This window comes from Kribbella sp. NPDC050820 (assembly GCF_040653975.1).
Classification (GTDB): Bacteria; Actinomycetota; Actinomycetes; order Propionibacteriales; family Kribbellaceae; genus Kribbella.
Genome location: NZ_JBFAHB010000040.1, coordinates 1 through 20,312, shown reverse-complemented (window position 1 = coordinate 20,312; position 20,312 = coordinate 1). Strand labels below are relative to the sequence as shown.

Annotated in this window: 21 protein-coding genes; 9 read left to right on the top strand and 12 right to left on the bottom strand. The window is 69.8% G+C overall.

What is annotated here, in order from left to right:
- Positions 1-134: 134 nt before the first annotated feature.
- From AB0H36_RS28875 to AB0H36_RS28865, 3 genes are all read right to left on the bottom strand, one after another.
- Positions 135-413 (bottom strand): hypothetical protein, encoded by a 279-nt coding sequence (locus AB0H36_RS28875; RefSeq protein WP_360530169.1) that lies wholly within the window; start codon positions 411-413, stop codon positions 135-137.
- Between the two features lie 338 nt (positions 414-751).
- Positions 752-1,714: an RNA polymerase subunit sigma-70 gene (locus tag AB0H36_RS28870; RefSeq protein WP_360530166.1), complete on the bottom strand. Its 963-nt coding sequence runs from the start codon at positions 1,712-1,714 to the stop codon at positions 752-754.
- On the bottom strand, positions 1,711-2,196 hold the full coding sequence (locus AB0H36_RS28865; protein ID WP_360530164.1) for a hypothetical protein: 486 nt from the start codon (positions 2,194-2,196) through the stop codon (positions 1,711-1,713). The genes AB0H36_RS28870 and AB0H36_RS28865 overlap by 4 nt, the downstream gene beginning before the upstream one ends.
- An 86-nt stretch (positions 2,197-2,282) precedes the next feature.
- Between AB0H36_RS28865 and AB0H36_RS28860 the strand changes: the two genes are divergently transcribed.
- Positions 2,283-3,056, top strand: a complete 774-nt coding sequence (locus AB0H36_RS28860; RefSeq protein ID WP_360530161.1) for an S-methyl-5'-thioadenosine phosphorylase — start codon at positions 2,283-2,285, stop codon at positions 3,054-3,056.
- Entirely contained in the window at positions 3,053-4,081 is a 1,029-nt protein-coding gene (locus AB0H36_RS28855) for an NAD-dependent epimerase/dehydratase family protein (protein ID WP_360530158.1), read from the top strand. The genes AB0H36_RS28860 and AB0H36_RS28855 overlap by 4 nt, the downstream gene beginning before the upstream one ends.
- Here AB0H36_RS28855 and AB0H36_RS28850 read toward each other — a convergent pair.
- Both AB0H36_RS28850 and AB0H36_RS28845 read right to left on the bottom strand, forming a co-directional pair.
- Positions 4,071-5,201 carry a HAMP domain-containing sensor histidine kinase gene (locus tag AB0H36_RS28850; protein ID WP_360530155.1) on the bottom strand — a complete coding sequence of 377 codons (1,131 nt, stop codon included), beginning with the start codon at positions 5,199-5,201 and terminating at the stop codon, positions 4,071-4,073. The genes AB0H36_RS28855 and AB0H36_RS28850 overlap by 11 nt on opposite strands.
- Positions 5,198-5,896, bottom strand: coding sequence for a response regulator transcription factor (locus tag AB0H36_RS28845; protein ID WP_360530152.1), 699 nt, complete (start codon positions 5,894-5,896; stop codon positions 5,198-5,200). Before AB0H36_RS28845 ends, AB0H36_RS28850 begins: the two co-directional genes overlap by 4 nt.
- A gap of 122 nt (positions 5,897-6,018) precedes the next feature.
- Here AB0H36_RS28845 and AB0H36_RS28840 point away from each other — a divergent pair, with 122 nt between their 5' ends.
- The 5 genes from AB0H36_RS28840 (at position 6,019) to AB0H36_RS28820 (ending at position 11,168) form a co-directional block, all read left to right on the top strand.
- Entirely contained in the window at positions 6,019-6,669 is a 651-nt protein-coding gene (locus AB0H36_RS28840) for a glycosyltransferase family 2 protein (RefSeq protein WP_360530149.1), read from the top strand.
- Complete coding sequence (locus tag AB0H36_RS28835; RefSeq protein WP_360530146.1) at positions 6,666-7,919, top strand: DUF2064 domain-containing protein; 1,254 nt, start codon at positions 6,666-6,668, stop codon at positions 7,917-7,919. The genes AB0H36_RS28840 and AB0H36_RS28835 overlap by 4 nt, the downstream gene beginning before the upstream one ends.
- 119 nt (positions 7,920-8,038) lie before the next feature.
- Positions 8,039-9,337, top strand: a complete 1,299-nt coding sequence (locus tag AB0H36_RS28830; protein WP_360530143.1) for a glycosyltransferase 87 family protein — start codon at positions 8,039-8,041, stop codon at positions 9,335-9,337.
- A gap of 5 nt (positions 9,338-9,342) precedes the next feature.
- Complete coding sequence (locus tag AB0H36_RS28825) at positions 9,343-10,188, top strand: hypothetical protein (protein WP_360530141.1); 846 nt, start codon at positions 9,343-9,345, stop codon at positions 10,186-10,188.
- Positions 10,189-10,238: 50 nt separating this feature from the next.
- Positions 10,239-11,168 (top strand): threonine/serine dehydratase, encoded by a 930-nt coding sequence (locus AB0H36_RS28820; protein ID WP_360530138.1) that lies wholly within the window; start codon positions 10,239-10,241, stop codon positions 11,166-11,168.
- Here the strand turns inward: AB0H36_RS28820 and AB0H36_RS28815 are convergent.
- The 4 genes from AB0H36_RS28815 to AB0H36_RS28800 form a co-directional block, all read right to left on the bottom strand.
- The gene (locus tag AB0H36_RS28815; protein WP_360530318.1) at positions 11,158-12,609 is read right to left on the bottom strand and encodes a glycosyltransferase 87 family protein; all 1,452 of its coding nucleotides are present in this window, start codon (positions 12,607-12,609) and stop codon (positions 11,158-11,160) included. The genes AB0H36_RS28820 and AB0H36_RS28815 overlap by 11 nt on opposite strands.
- Before the next feature lie 109 nt (positions 12,610-12,718).
- A complete protein-coding gene (locus AB0H36_RS28810) occupies positions 12,719-12,856 on the bottom strand; it encodes a hypothetical protein (RefSeq protein ID WP_360530135.1) in 138 nt (45 codons plus the stop codon).
- Between the two features lie 30 nt (positions 12,857-12,886).
- Positions 12,887-13,903, bottom strand: coding sequence for a LacI family DNA-binding transcriptional regulator (locus AB0H36_RS28805; RefSeq protein WP_360530132.1), 1,017 nt, complete (start codon positions 13,901-13,903; stop codon positions 12,887-12,889).
- A gap of 31 nt (positions 13,904-13,934) precedes the next feature.
- Positions 13,935-14,456 carry a MarR family transcriptional regulator gene (locus AB0H36_RS28800; protein WP_360530129.1) on the bottom strand — a complete coding sequence of 174 codons (522 nt, stop codon included), beginning with the start codon at positions 14,454-14,456 and terminating at the stop codon, positions 13,935-13,937.
- A 40-nt stretch (positions 14,457-14,496) separates the two neighbouring features.
- Between AB0H36_RS28800 and AB0H36_RS28795 the strand changes: the two genes are divergently transcribed.
- Positions 14,497-15,387: an EamA family transporter gene (locus AB0H36_RS28795; protein ID WP_360530126.1), complete on the top strand. Its 891-nt coding sequence runs from the start codon at positions 14,497-14,499 to the stop codon at positions 15,385-15,387.
- A gap of 109 nt (positions 15,388-15,496) precedes the next feature.
- A complete protein-coding gene (locus AB0H36_RS28790; protein WP_360530123.1) occupies positions 15,497-16,522 on the top strand; it encodes a LacI family DNA-binding transcriptional regulator in 1,026 nt (341 codons plus the stop codon).
- On the opposite strand, the gene AB0H36_RS28785 is transcribed toward AB0H36_RS28790, so the two are convergent.
- The 3 genes from AB0H36_RS28785 to AB0H36_RS28775 are packed head-to-tail and all read right to left on the bottom strand — an operon-like array spanning position 16,498 to position 20,190.
- Positions 16,498-18,420 (bottom strand): beta-galactosidase, encoded by a 1,923-nt coding sequence (locus tag AB0H36_RS28785; RefSeq protein ID WP_360530120.1) that lies wholly within the window; start codon positions 18,418-18,420, stop codon positions 16,498-16,500. The two genes, AB0H36_RS28790 and AB0H36_RS28785, sit on opposite strands and share 25 nt — an antisense overlap.
- A 4-nt stretch (positions 18,421-18,424) precedes the next feature.
- Positions 18,425-19,330 (bottom strand): carbohydrate ABC transporter permease, encoded by a 906-nt coding sequence (locus tag AB0H36_RS28780; RefSeq protein ID WP_360530117.1) that lies wholly within the window; start codon positions 19,328-19,330, stop codon positions 18,425-18,427.
- Complete coding sequence (locus AB0H36_RS28775; protein WP_360530315.1) at positions 19,327-20,190, bottom strand: ABC transporter permease subunit; 864 nt, start codon at positions 20,188-20,190, stop codon at positions 19,327-19,329. The genes AB0H36_RS28780 and AB0H36_RS28775 overlap by 4 nt, the downstream gene beginning before the upstream one ends.
- Positions 20,191-20,312: the final 122 nt, after the last annotated feature.

The window sequence follows — 20,312 nt, the reverse complement described above, 5'->3', positions numbered from 1 at the left end:
TGGAGCCGATTCAGTCGTCCCGCCGCTCGAGGATCAAGTCGACTGCCGAGTCGAGCTCCTGGGGAAGCCGTTGTCCCAGGCGGATTGCTGGCCGCGTTGGGGGTCGTACGGCGTGATGTTCATCGGGTGATCTTTCAGGTGAGGTCGGTGAAGTTGGAGGTGGCCAGGTTGTTCAGGGCTGCAGTGATGGCGGTGCGGGTCACGTGGGGGACGACGAGGACGTTGGGGAGGGCGGCGTACGGCGAAGTGGTCAGCTCGGAGGTGATGTCCTGAGCGAGGCGGGTTGGGTCGTAGATCGTCAGGGTCCATTGGCGTGTGCCGCTGCGGACGACGACGTTCGGCAGCCAGCCCTTTGCCTCGATCTCGTACGCGAGGTCGTCGAGATCAACCGGGTACTCGACCTCGTAGGTCACTCAGCGCTCCTTTGGTGGAAGGTGGTGTGCGTCCGTTGGGTTGTGTTCACCGGGGGCGTTCCACGTGCCGACGAAGAAGTATTCGACTTGGCGGTCGTTGTGGGGGTCGGCGAGGCCTACGGATTCGGTCATCGAGACGAGGTTGTGGATGCAGCGCGTGAAGGTGTGGAGGCTGCGGTGGAGCACGCGGTCGAAGCCTTCGATGACGATCGCGACGGGTGGCTCGTGGGGTTCGTGCTGCAGGTCCCACAGCCGGTCGTTGAAGGCTGCCCAGCTGCCCGCGCCAAGGGCGTCGAAGCCGAGCTGGGACGTTTTCCACGTCGATCCACAGCGTGTCGTCAGGGTCCATCCTTCTTCTCCAGGCGGGTTGGGAGGCCGAAGCGGCGGAAGTCGGTGATTTCGAAGGCGGTGATCTCGGCGATCAGGTCGCCCTCGACCCGGAAGACGTCGACAGCGAAGGGGCGAAATCGAGAGGCGCCTGGGGGCTGGAGATAGGCGGCCAGAGCCGGTTGGAGGTTGAGGGTAGTAGGGAGGAAGCGCCAGGTGCCTCGGTAGGCCGCGCCGGTGGGGGTGAGGTTGGCGGCTAGGGAGTTGAGGGCGTCGGCGCCTTCGAACCAGAAAGGGTACGGCGGCATGGTGATGCGGATGTCTTCGTGCATCAGGGCGGCCAGGGCCGAAGGATCGGCCGCGTCCCAGGCGGCCATGTACTTGCGGAGAAGCTGCTGCTCGACCGCGGTAGACGAAGAAGCCGACCACGAGGAGCGGTGTGGCGGAAGGTGGTCGCGGAGAACGGGCCGGGCGCGTTGAAGCGCGGAGTTGACGGCAGCGACGGTCAAAGAGACGGCGTCGGCGGTTTCGCGGGCGGACCAGCCGAGGACGTCGCGGAAGATCAGGACGGCCCGTTGACGCGGTGGAAGGTGCTGGATCGCGACCAGGAAAGCGAGCTCGATGGTCTCCCGTCGTACGGCGAGTGCGTCCGGCTCGGCAGCACGGTCCAAGACGACGTCGGGGAAGGGCTGGAGCCACGGCAGGTCGTTGCGGGCGGGTAGCGCGGTGGCGGGGAAGGAGGCGGGTTCCAGCTGGTACGGGAGGACTCGTTGCGGGCGCCGTACGTCGTCGATGCAGAGGTTGGTCGCGATGCGGTAGAGCCAAGTGCGTAAGGACGAGCGGCCTTCGAAACTCTCCCGGGCCCTCCAGGCACGGAGGAAGGTCTCCTGGACCATCTCCTCGGCGTCGTCGTACGAACCGAGGAGCCGGTAGCAGTGCACCAGCAGCTCAGGCCGGTACTGCTCGAGGTTCAACTGCCGTCCTCCAGTTCGATGGTCGAGGGCATGGGGGCGTGGCCGGCCAGGTGCAGCCAGCTGACGAGCCGGCGCCGGCGGAGGTCCCGCGTCGACACCACGATGTCGTTGTGGAACCGGCGCGCCAACTGGACCCGCCGCATCGCCAGGCTCAACTCCCCCGCCCACGGCTCGACATCGGTGCCGGTGGCATTGATCGCGCGGGTGAGTGCGGACTCCCGCTGCTCGCGGTCGTCGGGCGAGGCGGTCCGAGCCCGGTGAGCCGCGTCCAGCAGTAACAGTGACGAAGCAGGGTCGAGGATCCCGGCGCCGGCCAGTTCGGCGACCAACGCTGCGCGGCGGGCCAACTCGGTCTCCAGGACGGCCCGCGAGCTTTCGACGCGATGGTGCAGCCGATCCAGCCGCCCGGCGGTCCAGCTCGCGTAGGCGCCGAGCAGCAGCAACACCGCGGCGACCACCACCAGCACCCAGGAGAGTTCCACGGGCCCATTCGATCACCCCTTACGGAGCGCTGACGGTCGGGCCGAATCCGGTAGCCGCACCGGCGCGCGGCACTAGCGTCGAAACCATGCCTGATATCGGAGTGATCGGTGGTTCCGGCTTCTACGAGTTCCTGTCCGAGGCGCACGACGTCGCGGTCGACACCCCGTTCGGCCCGCCGAGCGAGCCGCCGGTGGTCGGCGACCTGAACGGGCGCGAGGTCGCGTTCATCCCGCGCCACGGCCGCGACCACCGGTTCCCGCCGCACCGGGTCAACTACCGCGCCAACCTGTGGGCGCTGCGTCAGCTCGGCGTCCGCCAGGTGCTCGGCCCGTGCGCCGTCGGCTCGCTGCGACCCGAGCTCGTGCCAGGCACGTTCGTCGTACCCGACCAGTACGTCGACCGCACCTGGGGCCGCCCTCACACCGTGTACGACGAGGCGCCCGTCGTGCACACGTCCGTCGCCGATCCCTACTGCCCGACCGGCCGGTCCACGGTGATTGCCAACGGCAACGTCGTACCGGAGGGCACGATGGTGGTGATCAACGGGCCGCGGTTCTCGACCCGGGCGGAGTCGCAGTGGCACGCGTCCCAGGGCTGGTCGGTCGTCGGCATGACCGGCGCCCCGGAGGCGTCGATCGCCCGCGAGCTCGCGCTGTGCTACACCTCGATCGCCGTCGTCACCGACCACGACGCCGGAGTCGCGACCGGCGAGGGGGTGACGCAGGCCGAGGTGTTCGCCCAGTTCACCCGCAGCATCGAGCGACTCCGCCAGCTCATCACGGACGTGATCGGCCAGCTCCCCAAGGGCGACGCCGACTGCAGCTGCCACCACGCACTGGACGGGACGGCCGCCGAATGAGAGTCCTGCTGACCGGCGGCGCGGGCTTCATCGGCCGCCACGTCCACCACCAGCTCGTTGCCGAGGGCCACGAGGTCATCGTCCTGGACTCGTTCCGCCCCGACGTGCACGCATACACCCCTCCCCCGCACCCCGGCCTGATCATCGGCGACGTGCGTGACGCAGACACCGTGGCCCGCGCACTCGAGAACGGCATCGACACCGTCATCCACCTGGCCGCGAAGGTCGGGCTCGGCGTCGACCTCGACGACCTGGACGACTACGTCTCCAGCAACAGCCTCGGTACGGCGGTCCTCCTCAAACAACTCGCCCACGCCAGGATCGGCAACCTCGTCTACGCCAGCTCGATGGTCGTGTACGGCGAGGGCCGCTACGACTGTGAACGCCACGGCCGGGTCGCCCCCGGACCACGCCGGCCCGAGGACCTGGACGCCGGCCATTTCGAGCCACCCTGCCCGAGCTGTGGCGCTGCTTTGCAACCCGGCCTGGTCGAGGAGGACGCCGTACTCGATCCTCGCAACGCCTACGCGGCCAGCAAGCTGAACGGCGAGCACCTGGCCGCGTCCTGGGCCCGCGAGACCGAGAGCCGAGTCAGCTCACTGCGTTTCCACAACGTCTACGGCCCCGGGATGCCGCGCAACACGCCGTACGCCGGTGTTGCCGCCATCTTCCGCTCGGCGCTGGAACGCGGCGAGTCCCCGACGGTCTACGAGGATGGCAGACAGCGCCGCGACTTCGTCCACGTCCACGACATCGCCACCGCGGTCACCACCACCGCGGCCGCACTCCCCCAGCAGCCGGCCGTCACGGCGTACAACGTCGGCAGCGGCACCGTGCACACCATCGGCGACCTGGCTGCCGAACTCTCCCGCGCCTACAACGGCCCAGGTCCCGTCACCACCGGCCAGTACCGCCTGGGCGACGTTCGGCACATCACCGCGTCCTCGGACCGCCTACGCAACGACCTCGGCTGGAAGCCCACGCACACGCTCGCGACAGGCCTGGCCGAGCTGCTCAGGGATTAGCCGGCAGCTCGATCTGGAACGCGCAACCGCCTTCGACGTTGCTGACCGCGATGGTGCCGTCGTGCGACTCCACGACCCCGCGGGCGATCGCGAGGCCGAGACCCCCGCCGCCGTCGGCTGGGGTGCGCTGGGCGTCACCGCGCCAGCCGATGTCGAAGACCCGGCCCAGGTCGTCGGCCGGGATGCCGCCGCAGCCGTCGCTGACGGCGAGGCGGACCCGCCCGTCCGGCTCGCGGCCGACCGCCAGGGTGACGGCTTCCTCGGGCTTGGTGTGGCGGATCGCGTTGTCGACCAGGTTGGTCACGGCGCGGGTCAGCTCGTCGGGATCGCCCTGGACGGCAAGCCGGTCCTCGTCCGAAGGGGTCGACACCACGAGCCGGACGCCCGTGGCCCGGGCCCGCTCACCGCTCTCCCCGGCGACGTCCTCCGCCAGTTCCCGCAGCGAGACGGCCGAACGCCGCCGGGGCGGCGGCGCCGTCGACAACCGGGAGAGCTCGAACAGGTCGTCCACGAGCCCGGTCATCCGGTCGACGGTCGACCGCATCTGCCGCAGTGCTCCGGGTACGTCGTCGATCACGCCGTCCTCAAGTCCTTCGGACACCGCCCGCAGCCCGGCCAGCGGCGTCCGCAGGTCGTGGGACATGAACGCGACCAGCTCCCGCCGGCTCGCCTCAAGCGCCCGTTCACGCTCGTTCGAGGCCGCGAGCTTGCGACGCGTCAGCTCCAGCTCGTCCGTCAACGCCGCCAGCTCGGCCGGCACCGTGGTTTTCGAAGCAGCGGCCGGCTCGTACGACGTACCGAGATGACGGAGCCGCAGTCCGACGTCACGCGACCCGGTGCTGACCCAGTGGCCGAGCAGGACCGACATCGCCAGCCCGAGCAGCGCAGCGAAGGCCAGCGTCCACAGCACCACCCACGAGTCGTGCTCGGAGATGAACATGGCCCGTACGCTCTGCACGACCGCGGCCAGCGCGGCCGCCATCGGCGCCAGCGCCGCGACGATCATCGTCGTCCGCAGCGAGCGGCTCCGGAACTGCCACAGGATCGCGGCGCCGACTGCCGCGACCACGAGCGTCCACAGCGTGGTGAGCGCCAGGATCGTGAGCATGTCCCTGTTCATGCCGAATCACCCATGAAGCGGTAGCCGGTCCGCGGCACGGTGAGCACCAGCTTCGGATCGGACGGGTCGGACTCGATCTTCTCCCGCAGTCGCCGGACGTGCACCGTCACCGTCGACGAGTCGCCGAAGTCCCAGCCCCAGACCCGCCGCAGCAGCTCGGCCTTGGTGTAGGCCTTGCCCGGATGCGACACCAGGTATGTCAGCAGGTCGAACTCTCGATGCGTCAACGACAGCTCAGTGCCGTCCAGGTAGGCGATCCGGGCCGCGGTGTCGATGGTCACCGGCCCGGCCGAGATCTTCGTCGGCGTCAGGTCGAGCCCGGCCAACCGCTCCTCCCGCCGCAGCATCGCCTGCACCCGCAGGGTCAGCTCGCGCGGGCTGAACGGTTTGACCACGTAGTCGTCGGCGCCGACCTCCAGCCCGACCAGCCGGTCCTCCTCCTCGCCGCGGGCGGACAGCATGATCACCGCGGCGCCGTCGTCGGCTGCGCGCATCCGGCGCAGCACCTCCAGCCCGGACAGTCCGGGCAGCATCACGTCCAGCACGACGACCGACGGCTTCCACTGCTGCCACGCCTCGACTGCCGCGACACCGTCGGCCACCACGCGGGTGTCGTACCCGGCCTTGGTCAGGTACGCCGAGACGACGTTGGACACGGTCGGGTCGTCGTCCACCACGAGCACACGAGTAGCCACGGTTAGAGCGTAGATCTTCACCCCGTCACAACTCGCGGCCCGCACCGCACCGCGTCGCGCCGTAAGCGATCCGTAGCCGTGCCCGGCGCTCCGCGGGGGCCGATCGTCCCTACGGTCGAAGAGTGCCGATCGATCTGATTCTGCCCTGCCTGAACGAGGCGGGCGCGTTGCCGTGGATCCTTGACAGGTTGCCCGCCGGAGTCCGCGCCGTTGTCGTCGACAACGGATCCACCGACGGCTCGCCCGAGATCGCCAGGCGGTCCGGCGCGACGGTCGTGACCTGCGAGGTTCGCGGGTACGGCGCCGCCTGCCACGCCGGCCTGGAAGCCGCAGAGTCCGAGGTCGTCGCGTTCATGGACGCCGACGCGTCGCTGGATCCGCAACAGCTCACCCGAGTCACGGCACCCGTGCAGTCCGGCCGGATCGACCTCATGCTCGGCCGTCGGCGCCCGGTGTCCCGAGGCGCGTGGCCGTGGCATCTCCGCCTGGCCAACGCCGAGTTGTCCCGCCGGATCAGGCGCCGTACCGGGGTCCGGCTGAGCGACCTCGGCCCGATGCGCGCGGCGCGCCGGGTCGATCTGCTCGCGCTGGACCTGAACGACCGCCGGTCCGGGTACCCGCTGGAGACCGTCGTCCGCGCGGCCGACGCGGGCTGGCGGATCGCGGAGGCGGACGTCGACTACCTGCCACGGTCCGGCCGCTCCAAGGTGACCGGTACGCCGGTCGGCGCCGCCCGGGCCGTCCTGGACATGTCGAAGGTGCTGTCCGGATGATCGCCGGGACCCTCATCGTGATCGCCAAGGAGCCGGTGCCGGGGCGGGTGAAGACCCGGCTCCAGACCGAGTTCACCCCGGGCGAGGCCGCCGCGCTCGCCCGCGCCTCGCTGTCCGACACGCTCAACGCGGTCCGCGCCGCCCCGGCCTGCCGTCGCGTGCTCGCACTCGACGGCAGTCCGGGCCCGTGGCTGCTGGACGGCTTCGACGTCGTCGCGCAACGCGGCTCCGGCCTGGACGAGCGGCTCGCAGCCGCCTTCGAGGACGCCTTCGACGGAACGCCGATGCTCCTCGTCGGGATGGACACACCGCAGCTCACCGACGAGCACCTCAGCTTCGACTGGCAGGGGTACGACGCCGTCCTCGGACCGACTGAGGACGGCGGGTACTGGTGCCTCGGGCTGCGACTCCCGGATCGCCGCGCGCTGATCGGCGTACCGATGTCGACCGAGCACACCGGGCGGGACCAGTTGCGCCGGCTGCGCACACTCGGCCTGCGGGTCCTGCTGCTGCCGACGCTGCGCGACCTGGACACTCCGCGGGACGCCGCGCTGATCACGGCCGCCCACCCGTCGTTGCGTGTCTCCCGCCTGTACCGGCGGCTGCTGCACACGGCCCATCCGGGGTTGCTGTTCGACCAGGCCCTCGGCGGCACGGCGAATGTCGTTGCCATCGGCACCGACGGGCTGACCGTACCGTCGTTGTCCGAGCTGGAGCGCTGGAGCTCACCCGCCGACGAGGTGGACAAGCTGGCCCTCAGCCGCTGCGAAGGCCCGGTCCTCGACATCGGCTGCGGCCCCGGCCGGATCGTCACCGCACTGGCCGAGCGCGGCGTCCCGGCGCTCGGCGTCGACATCTCGCCGCGCGCGGTCTCGCTCACCACCTCACGCGGTGCGCTCGCGCTCCGGCGGCCGGTGCACGAGCGACTGCCCGCCGAGGGTCGCTGGGGCAGCGTCTTGCTGATGGACGGGAACATCGGCATCGGCGGTGATCCGGCCGCCCTGCTCCGCCGGTGCCGCGAACTGGTCCGGCCCGGCGGCCTGGTCCTGGTCGAGGTCGACCCGGACGACGATCTCGACGACACCGCGCCGATCGTGCTCCGCAGCTCGACCGGCCGCCGGTCCACGCCGTTGCCCTGGGCCAGAGTCGGCAGCCGCGCCCTGCTCCGCCACGCCCTGGCCGCCGACCTCTACCCCACCGAGGACTGGCGAACCACCAACCGCGCCTTCCTCACCCTCCGAGCCGCCTGATGCCGACCTCCCCACCCCACCCACCCCGTCCTCCGGCAGCCCGACTCAGTGGTCGGTTGCGTGATCACTGGCGGGTTGTAGCACGCCAGCGGCGACAAAAGCCGTCAGCGCCCCGGCACGTGGTCGGTGGGGTCGCCGCCGTCGCGGTCAGCGTGGCAGTGATCGCGGCCACCGCGTGGCAGTGGTGGCCGAACGCGGTGCTTGCGGGCGGCAGTCTGCTGGTGGTGGTTGTGGTCTGGCGGTTTGGCAAGGGGCTCAGCGTGCTCGGCGTGGTGGCGGTTGCGGCACTCTGCCAACTGCCGGGGCTCACGCAGCCGCCGATCACCAGCACGGACGCCTACCGCTATGTCTGGGACGGGCGGGTCCAGCTGTCCGGAAGTTCGCCGTACTCGCACGTGCCGCTGGACGACTCGTTGGCGAGGTTGCGCGATCCGGTGCTGTTCCCGGGACTGTCGCCCGAGCAGAAGTCAGGTGTCACCGGTCCACCGCGGCTCTCCGGCGCAGTGACTGCCGACGACCCCCGGACACGGATCAACCGCCCACAGGTGCCAACCATCTATCCGCCGGTCGCCCAGGCCTATTTCACCGCCGTCGCCTTCGTCACGCCGTGGTCTGCCGGGACCCTCGGTCTCCAGATCGCCGCTGCCCTGCTCGCGATTGCACTCACCTGGCTACTCGCAGTACAGGGCCGCGATCCACGCTGGGCTGCGTTGTGGGGTTGGTCACCGATCATCGCACTCGAAGCCGGGAACGCGGCGCATGTCGACGTACTCGCGGCCTTCCTGATCGTCGCTGCCGTCGTGGCCACCGTCCGCCGCCCGAGGCTGGCCGGAATCCTGCTCGGCGCGGCCGCGAGTGTGAAGCTCCTGCCACTCCTCCTGCTGCCCGCGTTCACGAGACCGCAGGCGATCGTTGCCGCTGGCACCTTCATCGGCTCGTACCTCCCGCACGTGGCCGCCGCCGGCGCGCTGGTGCTCGGTTTCCTGCCCGGCTACCTGACCCAGGAGGGCTTCTCCGACGGCAGCTCGAGATCGGCGATTCTCGCGCTCCTGCTGCCTCCTGGGCCTCGTCTGCTGGTCGCCGGCCTGCTCGTGGTCGCCCTCGCCGTCCTCGCGCTCCGGCGGCAGCCGATCGCACTCACCTGCTGCTGGCTGTACGGCGCCGCGCTGCTGATCGCGACCCCCACCTACCCCTGGTACGGCCTGCCCCTGATCGCGCTCGCAGCACTCGCCCGCCGGCCCGAGTGGCTCGCCGTACCACTCGCGTCGTACCTGGCCTACGCGAGCTTCGGGCACGACACCCGGCAGGGTCTGAGCTACCTCGGCGCGGCTGTCATCGTTGTCACAGTGCTCACGATCCGTCACCGGGTGACTGCGGGAAAGCAGTTTGACGCGTTGACCGGTGCCCGCCAACACTGAACGGCGTGACGAAACGCATCGCCCTCGCAACCTCGGCCGAGCATCCCGAGTTGCACGAACACGACCTGCCGCTCCTCGACGCCCTCCGCGCCGCCGGGCTCGACCCGGTCGCCGAGGTCTGGACCGACCCCTCGGTCGACTGGTCCTCGTACGACGCCGTCCTGCTGCGGTCGGTGTGGGACTACCACCTGAGGTACGACGAGTTCACCGAGTGGCTCGCTGTCGTCGACAAGGCCGGTGTGCCGATGCTGAACGACACCGGTCTGGTCCGGTGGAGCGGCGACAAGCGCTACCTGCTCGAACTGCGGGAGCGCGGGGTCGCGATCGTCCCGTCCCAGATCGCCGCTGGCGACTGCCTGCGCGAGGTGGTGGCCGGGCTCGCCGGCCAGGAGGTCGTCATCAAGCCGACGGTCGGCGCCGGCGCCTCGCACACGATCCGCGGCCTCGCCGGATCGGCCGAGCTGGACCAGGCGCTTGCGGACCTCCCGGACACCGTCTACCTGGTCCAGCCGTTCCAGCCGGAGGTCCAGACCGACGGCGAGTGGTCGCTCGTCTTCATCGACGGCGAGTTCAGCCACGCCGTCGTCCAGCGCCCGGTGGCTGGTGACTACCGGGTGCAGCTGATGTACGGCGGGACCGCGACCACCGCCGACCCGTCGGCCGCCGTACTCGAGAGCGCCCAGGCAGTCTTGGCCGCAGCGGGCCGACCGCTCTACGCCCGGGTCGACGGACTGGTCGTCAACGGCCGGTTCCTGCTGATGGAGCTCGAGCTCATCGAGCCGTACCTGTTCTTCCCGCAGGCCCCCGAAGCAGTCGGCAAACTGGCCACCGCAGTCACCAACCACCTCTAGCTCGCAGCCCCCGGCGGTCTCCGCCCTCGGTGGAGAAATAGAGTCGGGGCATGCCGACGTTCGAGGATATTCAGCAGGCCGCCGATCAGCTCGAGGGGCGGATCCACCGCACGCCGGTCCTCACGTCGAGCGCGTTGGACGAGCGGTTCGGCGGGACGATTCTGCTGAAGGCCGAGTTGTTCCAGAAGACCGGCAGCTTCAAGGTCCGCGGGCTGCTCACCAAGCTGCTCCGGCTCAGCCCCGAGGAGCGCGAGCGCGGCGTCATCACGGTCTCGGCCGGGAACGCGGCCGGCGCGCTCGCCTGGGCGGCCCGGGACGCCGGCGTCCCGGCCACGGTGGTGATGGCGAAGACCGCCGTACCGGCGAAGATCGAGGCGGCGCGCGGGTACGGCGCCACCGTCGAGCTGGTCGAGGGCGACCTGATGGCGCAGTACGAGCGGATCCGCGACGAGCGGAAGCTGACCGGTGTGCACCCGTTCGACGACGAGGACGTGATCACCGGCCACGGCAGCCTCGGTCTGGAACTGCTCGCCGACCGTCCCGACATCGACACCGTGCTGGTCCCGGTCGGCGGCGGTGGACTCATCTCCGGCGTCGCCCTCGCGGTCAAGCTGGTCAAGCCGGCGATCCAGGTGATCGGCATCGAGCCCGAGCAGGCCGACGTGGTCAGCCGCAGCCTCGCGGCCGGCGAGCCGCAGAAGCTGCCGACCGCCCGTTCGATCGCCGACGGCCTGGCCGCGCCGGTCTGCGGCACGCGCAACTTCCCGATCATCCAGCAGTACGTCGACAGCGTCGTCCGCGTGCGTGAAGACGCGCTCCTGGAGGCCACCCAGCTGGTGATGTCGCGCACGAAGCTGGCGCTCGAGCCGGCCGCGGCCGCGCCGTTCGCCGCGCTGCTGGAAGGCAGCATTCAGCTCGAGGGGACCACGGCATCGATCGTCAGCGGCGGCAACCTGGACGTGTCGAAGCTCAGGCTCTAGCCGGCACCAGACCGTCGGGCTTGACCCCGTCACTCGGGTCGTCGATCACGTCACCCTGGCGGACCGGATCGTTCTCCGGCAGCAGGATGTCGCGCGCCACCACCAGCATCAGCCAGAGCGTTCCGGCCATCCGCAGGATCACCGCGAGCCAGTAGATCCGGTCCGGCTGCTCCGGGTTCCCGGGTGCGAGGAACTGGGCCAGATGCATCCAGACCAGCATCCAGTAGAAGCATTCGCAGGCCTGCCAGATCAGCCAGTCCCGCAGCCGCGGCCGGGCCAGCGCCACCAGCGGCAGCAGCCACAGCACGTACTGCGGTGAGTAGACCTTGTTGATCAGCAGGAACGCCGCCACGACCAGGAAGGCGAGCTGGGCGAATCGCGGCGGCCGCGGCGCCATCAGCCCGAGGATCGCGATCGACAGACAGAGCCCGGCGAAGATCACGATGTTCAGCTGGTTGACGTCGGCGACCTCGTGCTTGGCCAGTTTCAGCACGTACCAGATCGAGCCGTAGTCGCTTTCCCGCTGGTCGTTGAACGTCCAGAACGACATCCACTCGTTCTTGGCCAGCAGGTAGATCGGCGCGTTCACCAGGCCCCACGCGAAGATCGCGGCCACGGTCGCCTGGAACCACGGCCACAGCTTCCGGCCCCGGATGCACACGATCAGCAGCGGCCCGAGCAGCAGGAACGGGTAGAACTTGGCCGCCGTCCCCAGGCCGAGCAGGATGCCGAACCAGATCGGCCGGCCGCGCGACCAGGCGAACATCGCGCCGGCCGTCAGCGCGACCGCGAACAGGTCCCAGTTGATCGTCGACGTCAGGGCGAGCACCGGCGCGGCGGCGACGTACAGGGCGTCCAACGGCTGCCCACGGGCCGCGCCGGGGCGTGTCTCGACGCCGCGCGCGGTCGCGACGGTCAGGCCGACGATGAGCAGCGCGCACAGGAACAGCAACACGACGTTGACCACGAAGAAGACACCCGCGGTGTCGCGCTTCTCCTCGACGGTCAGATCCTGCTTCGGGTCGCCGGTGATCACCCAGGTGATCTGCGCCGCGACCTCCATGAACCCGCCGGTCAGCACCGGGTACTCCAGCACCGGGTAGTTGCCGGTGTCCAGGAACGGCCGGTTGCCCTCGGCGAACCCGCGCTCCTGGTACAGGAAGCCGATGTCGGAGTAGCACAGCGCCTTGAACGGCCGCCAGCTCTGCCGGTCCCAGCCCGCCTCCATGCACGGCGCCTTCTGCAGCACACCGAGAGCGAACGTGAGCGTACACACGGCGAGCGCGATCCGCAGCGGTGTCCACCAGGACGAGCTCAGCTTGGCGAACCGGCCCATCGGCCCACCGAGGCCCACGGTCAGGCCCGCAACGGACGGGTCGGCCTCCGCGGGGCTCAGCCGGTCCTTGGGGTCCTGGCTACGTGGTCCGGTCACGGGGGGCATCATCTCCTATCCGCTCGACCGACGACCAGGGAAGGTTACCCACCCCTCCCCACCGTCGCCAGCAGCGCCGCGGCGCGCTCCGGATCCTCCCACCAGAACAGGCGGCCTCTTAGCTGGTCGTCCGGCATCGGACCACCTTCGGCGAGCGCGAGGGCGGCGAGGAATCGTCGTACGACCGTCCCCCGAGCACCACCTCTACGCCGTCCGCTTCCAGCTCCAGCGAGCCAAGCACCCGGACAGTCGTCATCCTCCTACGGTCGTCCGGGCAGCTTGCGATTCACCTGCAAGGGGGTGGACCGGAGCTCTGCCGGGCCTGCAGGTAGGGCGTCGAGTAGAGATGCGCGGCCGGCTCGGCTCCTTCGAGGAGGCCGAACAAGCGGGTCGCCACCTCGGCGCCGTACCCGACGACGTCGTGGCTCATCGCGGTCAGCGTCGGGTGCGTGATCCGGCAGAGCGCCGAGTCGTCCCAGGCGATCAGCGTGACGTCGTCCGGGCAGCGGACCCCGAGGTTGCCGAGCGTCGACAGGCCCGCGACCGCCATCAGGTCGTTGTCGTAGATGATCGCGGTCGGCGGCGTCTCCGCCGACATCAGCTGCCGGGTCGCGACCGCGCCCTGGTCGCCGGAGAAGTCCGTGTGCACGACCTCGGCGGCAATCCCGGTACGGCGCGTCGCCGCGGCGAACGCCTGGTCCCGGATCCAGACGTTCCCGTGGTCCGGCGGACCGGCGACTCGGGCGATGCGCTGGTGTCCCAGCTCGGCGACGTGGTCGACGGCTTGCGTCATGGCCGTCGTACTGTCCGTCCAGACGCAGGTCAGGCCGTCGGCCAGCGCGGGGTCGCCGACCAGGACCGTCGGCAGCTCGAGCTGCTTCAGCAGCGGGATGCGCGGGTCGTTCGCCTTGACGTCGACCACGACGACGCCGTCCACGCGCTTCTCCCGGGACCACTTCCGGTAGGCCGCGAGCTCTTCCTCGGTGCCCGGCACGGTCCGCAGCGCCAACGCGTACGACCGCTCGCTGAGGACTCCTTCCAGCCCGCCGACGAAGGCCATGTAGAACGGCTCCTCGCTGAGCGTCTGCGCCGCCCGGGCCAGGATCAGCCCGAACGTCTCACTGCGCGCGACGGACAGCTGCCGGGCGACCGGATTCGGCACCCACTCCAGCTCCTCGGCGACTCTGAGCACCCTCGCCCGGGTCTCCTCGGACACGCCGGGCTGACCGTTCAGCGCGTACGAGACCGCCCCCTTCGACACCCCTGCCCGGCGGGCGATCTCCCGAATCGTCACCCGTGCCATCAGCACCTCCCTCGGGTCCCCGCCGGAGAATCTACCGGAAATGCTTTTCCCCGCCGGCGCTCGGCGGCTCCAGGGCGGCGAGCCAGGTGGTGAGCAGCCGCTCCAACTGCTTGGCGTCGTCCGGGTCGAGCGCGTCCAGCAGCCGTCGCTCGTTGGCCATGTGGGCGGTGAACGCCCGATCGAACAACCGCCGCCCGGCCGGTGTCAGGCGGACAACACGACCTCGACCGTCGTCATCGCTGCGGCGCCGCTGCACCAGGCCGGCCTGCTCGAGCCGGTCCACCCGCTTGGTGACCGCGCCGGTCGTCACCATCGTGTGCAGCGCGATCTCACCGGGCGCCCGCTCGTACGGCGCGCCGGCCCGACGCAACGCCGCGAGTACGTCGAACTCCCCCTCGGACAGCCCGTACTTCGCGTACAGCAGGGTCAGCTCGCCGGTCAGGTGGTTCGCGATCCGGTGCAGCCGGCCGATCACACCCTGCGGGCCGGTGTCGACGTCCGGCCGCTCGATCGCCCACTCCGCCTGGATCCGCGCCACATGGTCTTCGGTCACGACTCGCAGTATATCTTCCAGGGAAGATACAATAGTTTCCATGGAAAATACCTTCCGCTGGGCACTCGTCACCGCGATCGCCCCGATCGCCTGGGGCACGAACTACTTCGTCACCCACGAGTACCTGCCGGCCGGCTATCCCCTGTACGGCGGTGTCGTCCGCGCACTGCCCGCCGGACTGCTCCTGCTGTGCATCGCCCGCCGGCTCCCCCGCGGCGCGTGGTGGTGGCGATCGCTCCTGCTCGGCATCTGCAACATGGGCGCGTTCTTCGCACTCATCTACCTCGCAGCCCAATTGCTGCCGGTCAGCCTCGCCTCGACGATCATGTCCGCGTCGCCGCTCGCCATGGCCGGCTTCGCGTGGGCACTACTGGCCGAGCGCCCGACCATGCCGGTCCTCATCGGCGCAGCGGCCGGGATCGCCGGCGTCTACCTGATGCTCGGCGCCGGGGATTCCGAGGTCGACCTCCGCGGCGTCGCGGCCTCGCTTGCCGCGATGACGATGTCCTCCTGCGGCTACGTGCTGGCCAAGAAGTGGGGCGGCACCGGCAGCCCGCTGGCGACCACCTCCTGGCAGCTCATCGCCGGCGGCCTGGTGCTGATCCCGTTCGCAGTCGTGATCGAAGGTCCACCACCAGCCCTCGACGGACCGGCGTACGCCGCCTTCGCCTACGTCAGCCTGATCGCCACCGCGCTGGCCTTCACAGCCTGGTTCGTCGGCCTGCGCCACCTCACGACTGCGACGGTCGGGCTCATCGGCCTGCTCAACCCGCTCACCGGCGCACTGCTCGGCCTGACGCTGTCCGGTGACGTGCTCGCCTTCCCCCAGTGGCTCGGGATGGCGCTGGTCCTGCTCGGCATCACCCTCGCCCGCCCGCGACCGGTTGCCCCGAGGCGCTCTCCGAACCCCGCGCCCGCATCTTCCGCCTGACCCCGTAAGAGACTTGACACACAAGGTTTTCGACTCGACGCTGTTGGTTCAAGTCGAAGCGCTTCGACTGGTCAGACTGGGTCCACCACCAGGAGAAGGAGCTCTCACGATGGTCACGATCGCGGACGTCGCCCGGCATGCCGGGGTCGCGGCCAGCACGGTGTCCTACGTGCTCAGCGGGAAGCGGTCGATCTCGTCCGATACCCGCGACCGCGTGCAGCGCAGCGTCCGCGCGCTCGGCTACCGGCCGAACGCGAGTGCGCGCGCGCTCGCCAGCCAGCGGTCGAACGTGCTCGCGCTGGTGATCCCGCTGCGCACCGGCATGCACGTCCCGGTGATGATGCAGTTCGCGACGGCTGTGGTGACCGCGGCCCGTCGGTTCGACCACGACGTACTGCTGCTGACCGCCGACGAAGGGCCGGAGGGGCTCGAGCGGGTCGCGCAGAGCTCGCTCGTGGATGCGTTGGTCGTGATGGACGTCGAGTTGCACGACGAGCGGGTGCCGGTGCTGCGGGAGCTGCCGATGCCGTCGGTGCTGATCGGGTATCCGGCCGACGCCGACGGGCTGACCTGCATCGACCTCGACTTCGTTGCCGCAGGCGCCCATTGTGTCGACCGCCTGGCCGATCTCGGGCACCGCTCGCTCGCCCTGCTCGGTACGCCGTCCGCCGTCTACGAACGCCAGACCGGCTTCGCGCAACGCACGCTCACCGGGTTCGCGGAGGCCGCCGAGCGGCGCGGCATCCTCGGGGTCGAGACACCGTGCGAGCACACCTTCGACGCGATCCTCGGCACGGTCGAGCAACTGCTCGACGACCACCCGGACATCACCGGACTGGTGGTGCAGAACGAGCCGATCATCGGCCCGCTGCTCGACGTGCTCCGCCGTCTCGGCCGCCGCGTCCCCGAGGACATGTCGCTGATGGCGATCTGCGCGGACGACGTCGCCGAGCGGCAGGTGCCGCAACTCTCGTCGGTCACCATCCCGGCCGAGCGGATCGGCGAGCAGGCGGTCGAGTCGCTGATCGCGAAGCTCGAGGGCAGCGCCGTCCCCGAGCTGACCCTGCTCCCGCCGAAGGTCATCGCCCGGGCCAGCACCTGCGAAGCGCCTCACGGCGACCGCACGACGGCGTAACCTCCAGCCGGCAACGACAACGTGCCCTCCACGCGAGCGCCGGAGATCAGCTCGACGCCATCACTGGGTACGTCGACCTGCGCCTCACCGTGGTTGAAGTAGAAGGTCCACGTGGTGCCGCCGGCGCGTCGCCGTACCGTCTCCACGGCTGACGGCGAGAGACCGTAGATGCCGGCGGCCGTCTCGAAGTCGATCGCGGTCGAGACGTACCAAGCCGTCCCGTCGCCGACTTCGCGGCGGGTGATCGCCGGCTTCCCGTCGAGCACTCCCCCGACGTACCGATCGACCACCTCGGCCGACACCGCCTCCACGTCCTCGCTCCACAACCGCCCGCGCCCACCCGACGACAACTGCACCTCACCGTCGGCCGGCAGCGGATGGAACTCCTCCACCCGCACCCCGAGCAACTCCCGGAACGCGCCCGGATACCCACCGAGCCGGACCTGGACGTCGGGGTCGACGATGCCGCTGAAGTACCCGACCACCAACTGCCCGCCGCCCTCGACGTACGCAGCGAGTGACGCGGCCGCCTCGTCGCTGATCAAGTACAGCGACGGCACCACGACTGTCTTGTACGACGACAGGTCCGCCGAAGGTGCCGCGAAGTCGACCGTCACCCCGGCACGCCAGAAGTGTCGATGCGCATCTTCCACGGCCGCGAGGTAATCCAGCGACGCCGACGGCAGATGCGTCCCCTGCATCGCCCACCAGCACTCGACGTCCCACAGGATCGCGACGTCGGCAACCACTGGAGCATCCGCCACCTCGGCGAGCGAAGGCAGCACCCCTCCCAACGCGGCGACCTCCTTGAACATCCGCGACGAAGGACCTGCATGCGGGACCAGAGCCGAGTGGTACATCTCCGCCCCACCCCGCGATGCTCGCCACTGGAAGAACAGCGCTCCCGTCGACCCGCGCGCGATGTGCGACAAACTGTGCCGCGCCATCCGCCCCGGCTCCTTCGGGTGCAGTCGCTGCCCGTCGTTCAACGCGCCCGCGGCCTGCTCCATCAGCAGCCACGGCTTCCCACCGGCCCACGACCGGGCGAGATCGGCGCCGAACGCGGTCTGCTCCTCGGCACCGAGGTCGGTCCGGCCGGGATAGTGGTCGATGGCAACGACATCGACCTCGGCCGCCCACTGCGCGTGGTTGACCGGCACCCAACCACCGAAGACGTAGTTGGTGGTGATCGGCAACGACGACAGCGCCCGGAGCTCGGCCTTCTGCTCGAGATACGCCGCCAGCAACTCGTCCGACCAGAACCGCCGGTAGTCCAGGTACTGCGTCGGATTCACCAGGTACTGCGTACGACGTGGCGGCTGCACGTCCTGCCAGTCGGCATACCCCTGACTCCAGAAGGCGGTCGTCCAGGCACCGTTCAACCGCTCGAGCGACCCGTACCGCTCACGCAGCCATGACCGGAACCGCTCGGCCGCCAACGAGCAGTAGCACGTAGTCCCGTACTCGTTGTGGACGTGCCACATCGCCAGCGCAGGATGGTCGTGATACCGCTCAGCCAACGCCCGCGCGATCCCGGCGGCCGCTGAGCGATACGCCGGTGCACAAGCGCAGTACGTGTCCCGACTGCCATGCATCAGCCGTACGCCGTCGGCCGTCACCGGCAACGCCTCCGGGTGCAACCGGCTGAACCACGGCGGTGGTGACGCGGTCGGCGTGGCCAGGTCGACGCTCACGCCGGCGTCGTACAGCCGGTCGAGCACCCGGTCCAGCCAGCCGAACTCGTACGCCCCGGGCGTCGGCTCCAGACTCGACCAGGCGAAGACGCCGACGGTGACGAGGTTGACGCCGGCCTGACGCATCAGGTCGACGTCCTCCTTCCACACCGTCTCGTCCCACTGCTCCGGGTTGTAGTCGCCGCCGTACCACAGTCGCGTCATGCCCCTAGCCTTTCACCGCGCCGATGATGACGCCCTTGGTGAAGTGGCGTTGGATGAAGGGGTAGACCAGCAGGACCGGGACGATCGCGATCACCACGATCGCCATCTTGATCGCCAGGCCTGGCGCCGGCGCCAGGCCGAGGCCGACGCCACTGGCCACTCCGCCGGCGCCGGTGGGCAGTGCCTGCTGCTCGACGATGTAGGTCCGCAGCACCATCTGCAACGGCCACTTGTTGTTGTCGTTGAGGTACAGCAGCGCGTTGAAGAACGCGTTCCAGTAGCCGACGGCGTAGAACAGCCCGACCACTGCCACCACCGCCTTCGACAGCGGCATCACGATCCGGCGCAGGATCGCGAACTCACCCGCTCCGTCGATGCGCGCACTGTCGATCAGCTCGGCCGGGATCGCCATGAAGAACGCCCGCATCACGATCAGGTTGAACGCCGACACCGCGGTCGGCAGGATCAGCGACGCGTAGCTGTCGATCAGCCCGAGCGAGTTCACCAGCAGGTAGCTCGGAATGATCCCGGGCCCGAACAGGAACGTCAGCAACACGACGAACAGCAACGGCCGGTGGAACAACGACCCCGGCCGGGACAGTCCGTAGGCCGCCAGCACGGTGACCCACAGGCTGAACGCCGTACCGATCACCGTGATCAGCACACTGATCACCAGCGCCCGCGTGACCACGCCACCCGACAGCAGTTGCACGTACGCCGCGATCGTCAGGTCCCGGGGTACGACGACCAACCCGCCGGCCCGCGTCACCGCCTCGGTGCTTGACAGACTCGTCACGACCACGACGTACAGCGGAAACGCGACCGCCAACGCGATCAGGGCCAGCACCACCGGCTTGCCCACCCGGCCGACGACAGTCGGCTCTTCTTCCCAGACAGCTCTTGTCGTCATCGGCGCGAGTACACCCCCTGCTCGCCCACCAGGTGGGCGAATCGGTTGGCCACCAGGACCAGGACGAGGCCGACGACACCCTTGAAGAGGCCGGCAGCGGCGCCGAACCCGAAGTCGCCGACCAGCAGGCCCTGGTAGTACACGTACGTATCGAGCACCTCGGCGGCATCCGCACCGACCGCGCTGCGCTGCAGGATGAACTGCTCGAAACCGACCGTCAGCGCGTCACCGAGGCGCAGGATGAGCAGCAGCACGATCACCGGCCGCAGTCCCGGCAGCGTGATGTGCCAGAGCCGGCGCCAGCGGTTCGCGCCATCGGCCGCGGCGGCCTCGTAGAGCGCCGGGTTGATCGTCGACAACGCGGCGAGAAACACGATCATCCCCCAGCCCGCGTCCTTCCAGACCGACTGCGCGGTGACCAGCAGGATGAACGTGTCCGGCCTGGTCATCAGGTCGACGGCCTGGTGCCCGTTCTCCCGCAGCGACTGCGCGAGCAGCCCGGCGCCGCCGATCATCTGCTGGAACAGCGACACGACCAGCACCCACGAGAAGAAGTGCGGCAGGTACACGATGCCCTGGATGACGTTGCGCAGCTTGCTCGACAGCAGGCTGTTCAGCAGCAACGCCAGCGCGATCGGAATCGGGAAGAAGAACACCAGCTGGACCGCGGTGATCGTCAGCGTGTTGGCCGCCGACTGCCAGAAGGCCGGCTCGGAGAACATCCGGCTGAAGTTGGCGAAGCCGATGAACTCACTGCCCCGGATCCCGACGTACGGCGAGTAGTCCTGGAACGCGATCACGTTGCCCAGGGTCGGCAGGTAGTGGAAGACCGCGAGCAGCACGACCACGGGCAGCACCATCAGCAGCAACGGCCAGTCCCGCTGCCACCGGTGCCGCCAGCCGGCGCCGCCGGACGGGCCACGCCCCAGCCGCATCCCGCCCCGCCCCTTGCGCGCTCCGCCTCTCCGCTTCCCCGCCCGTC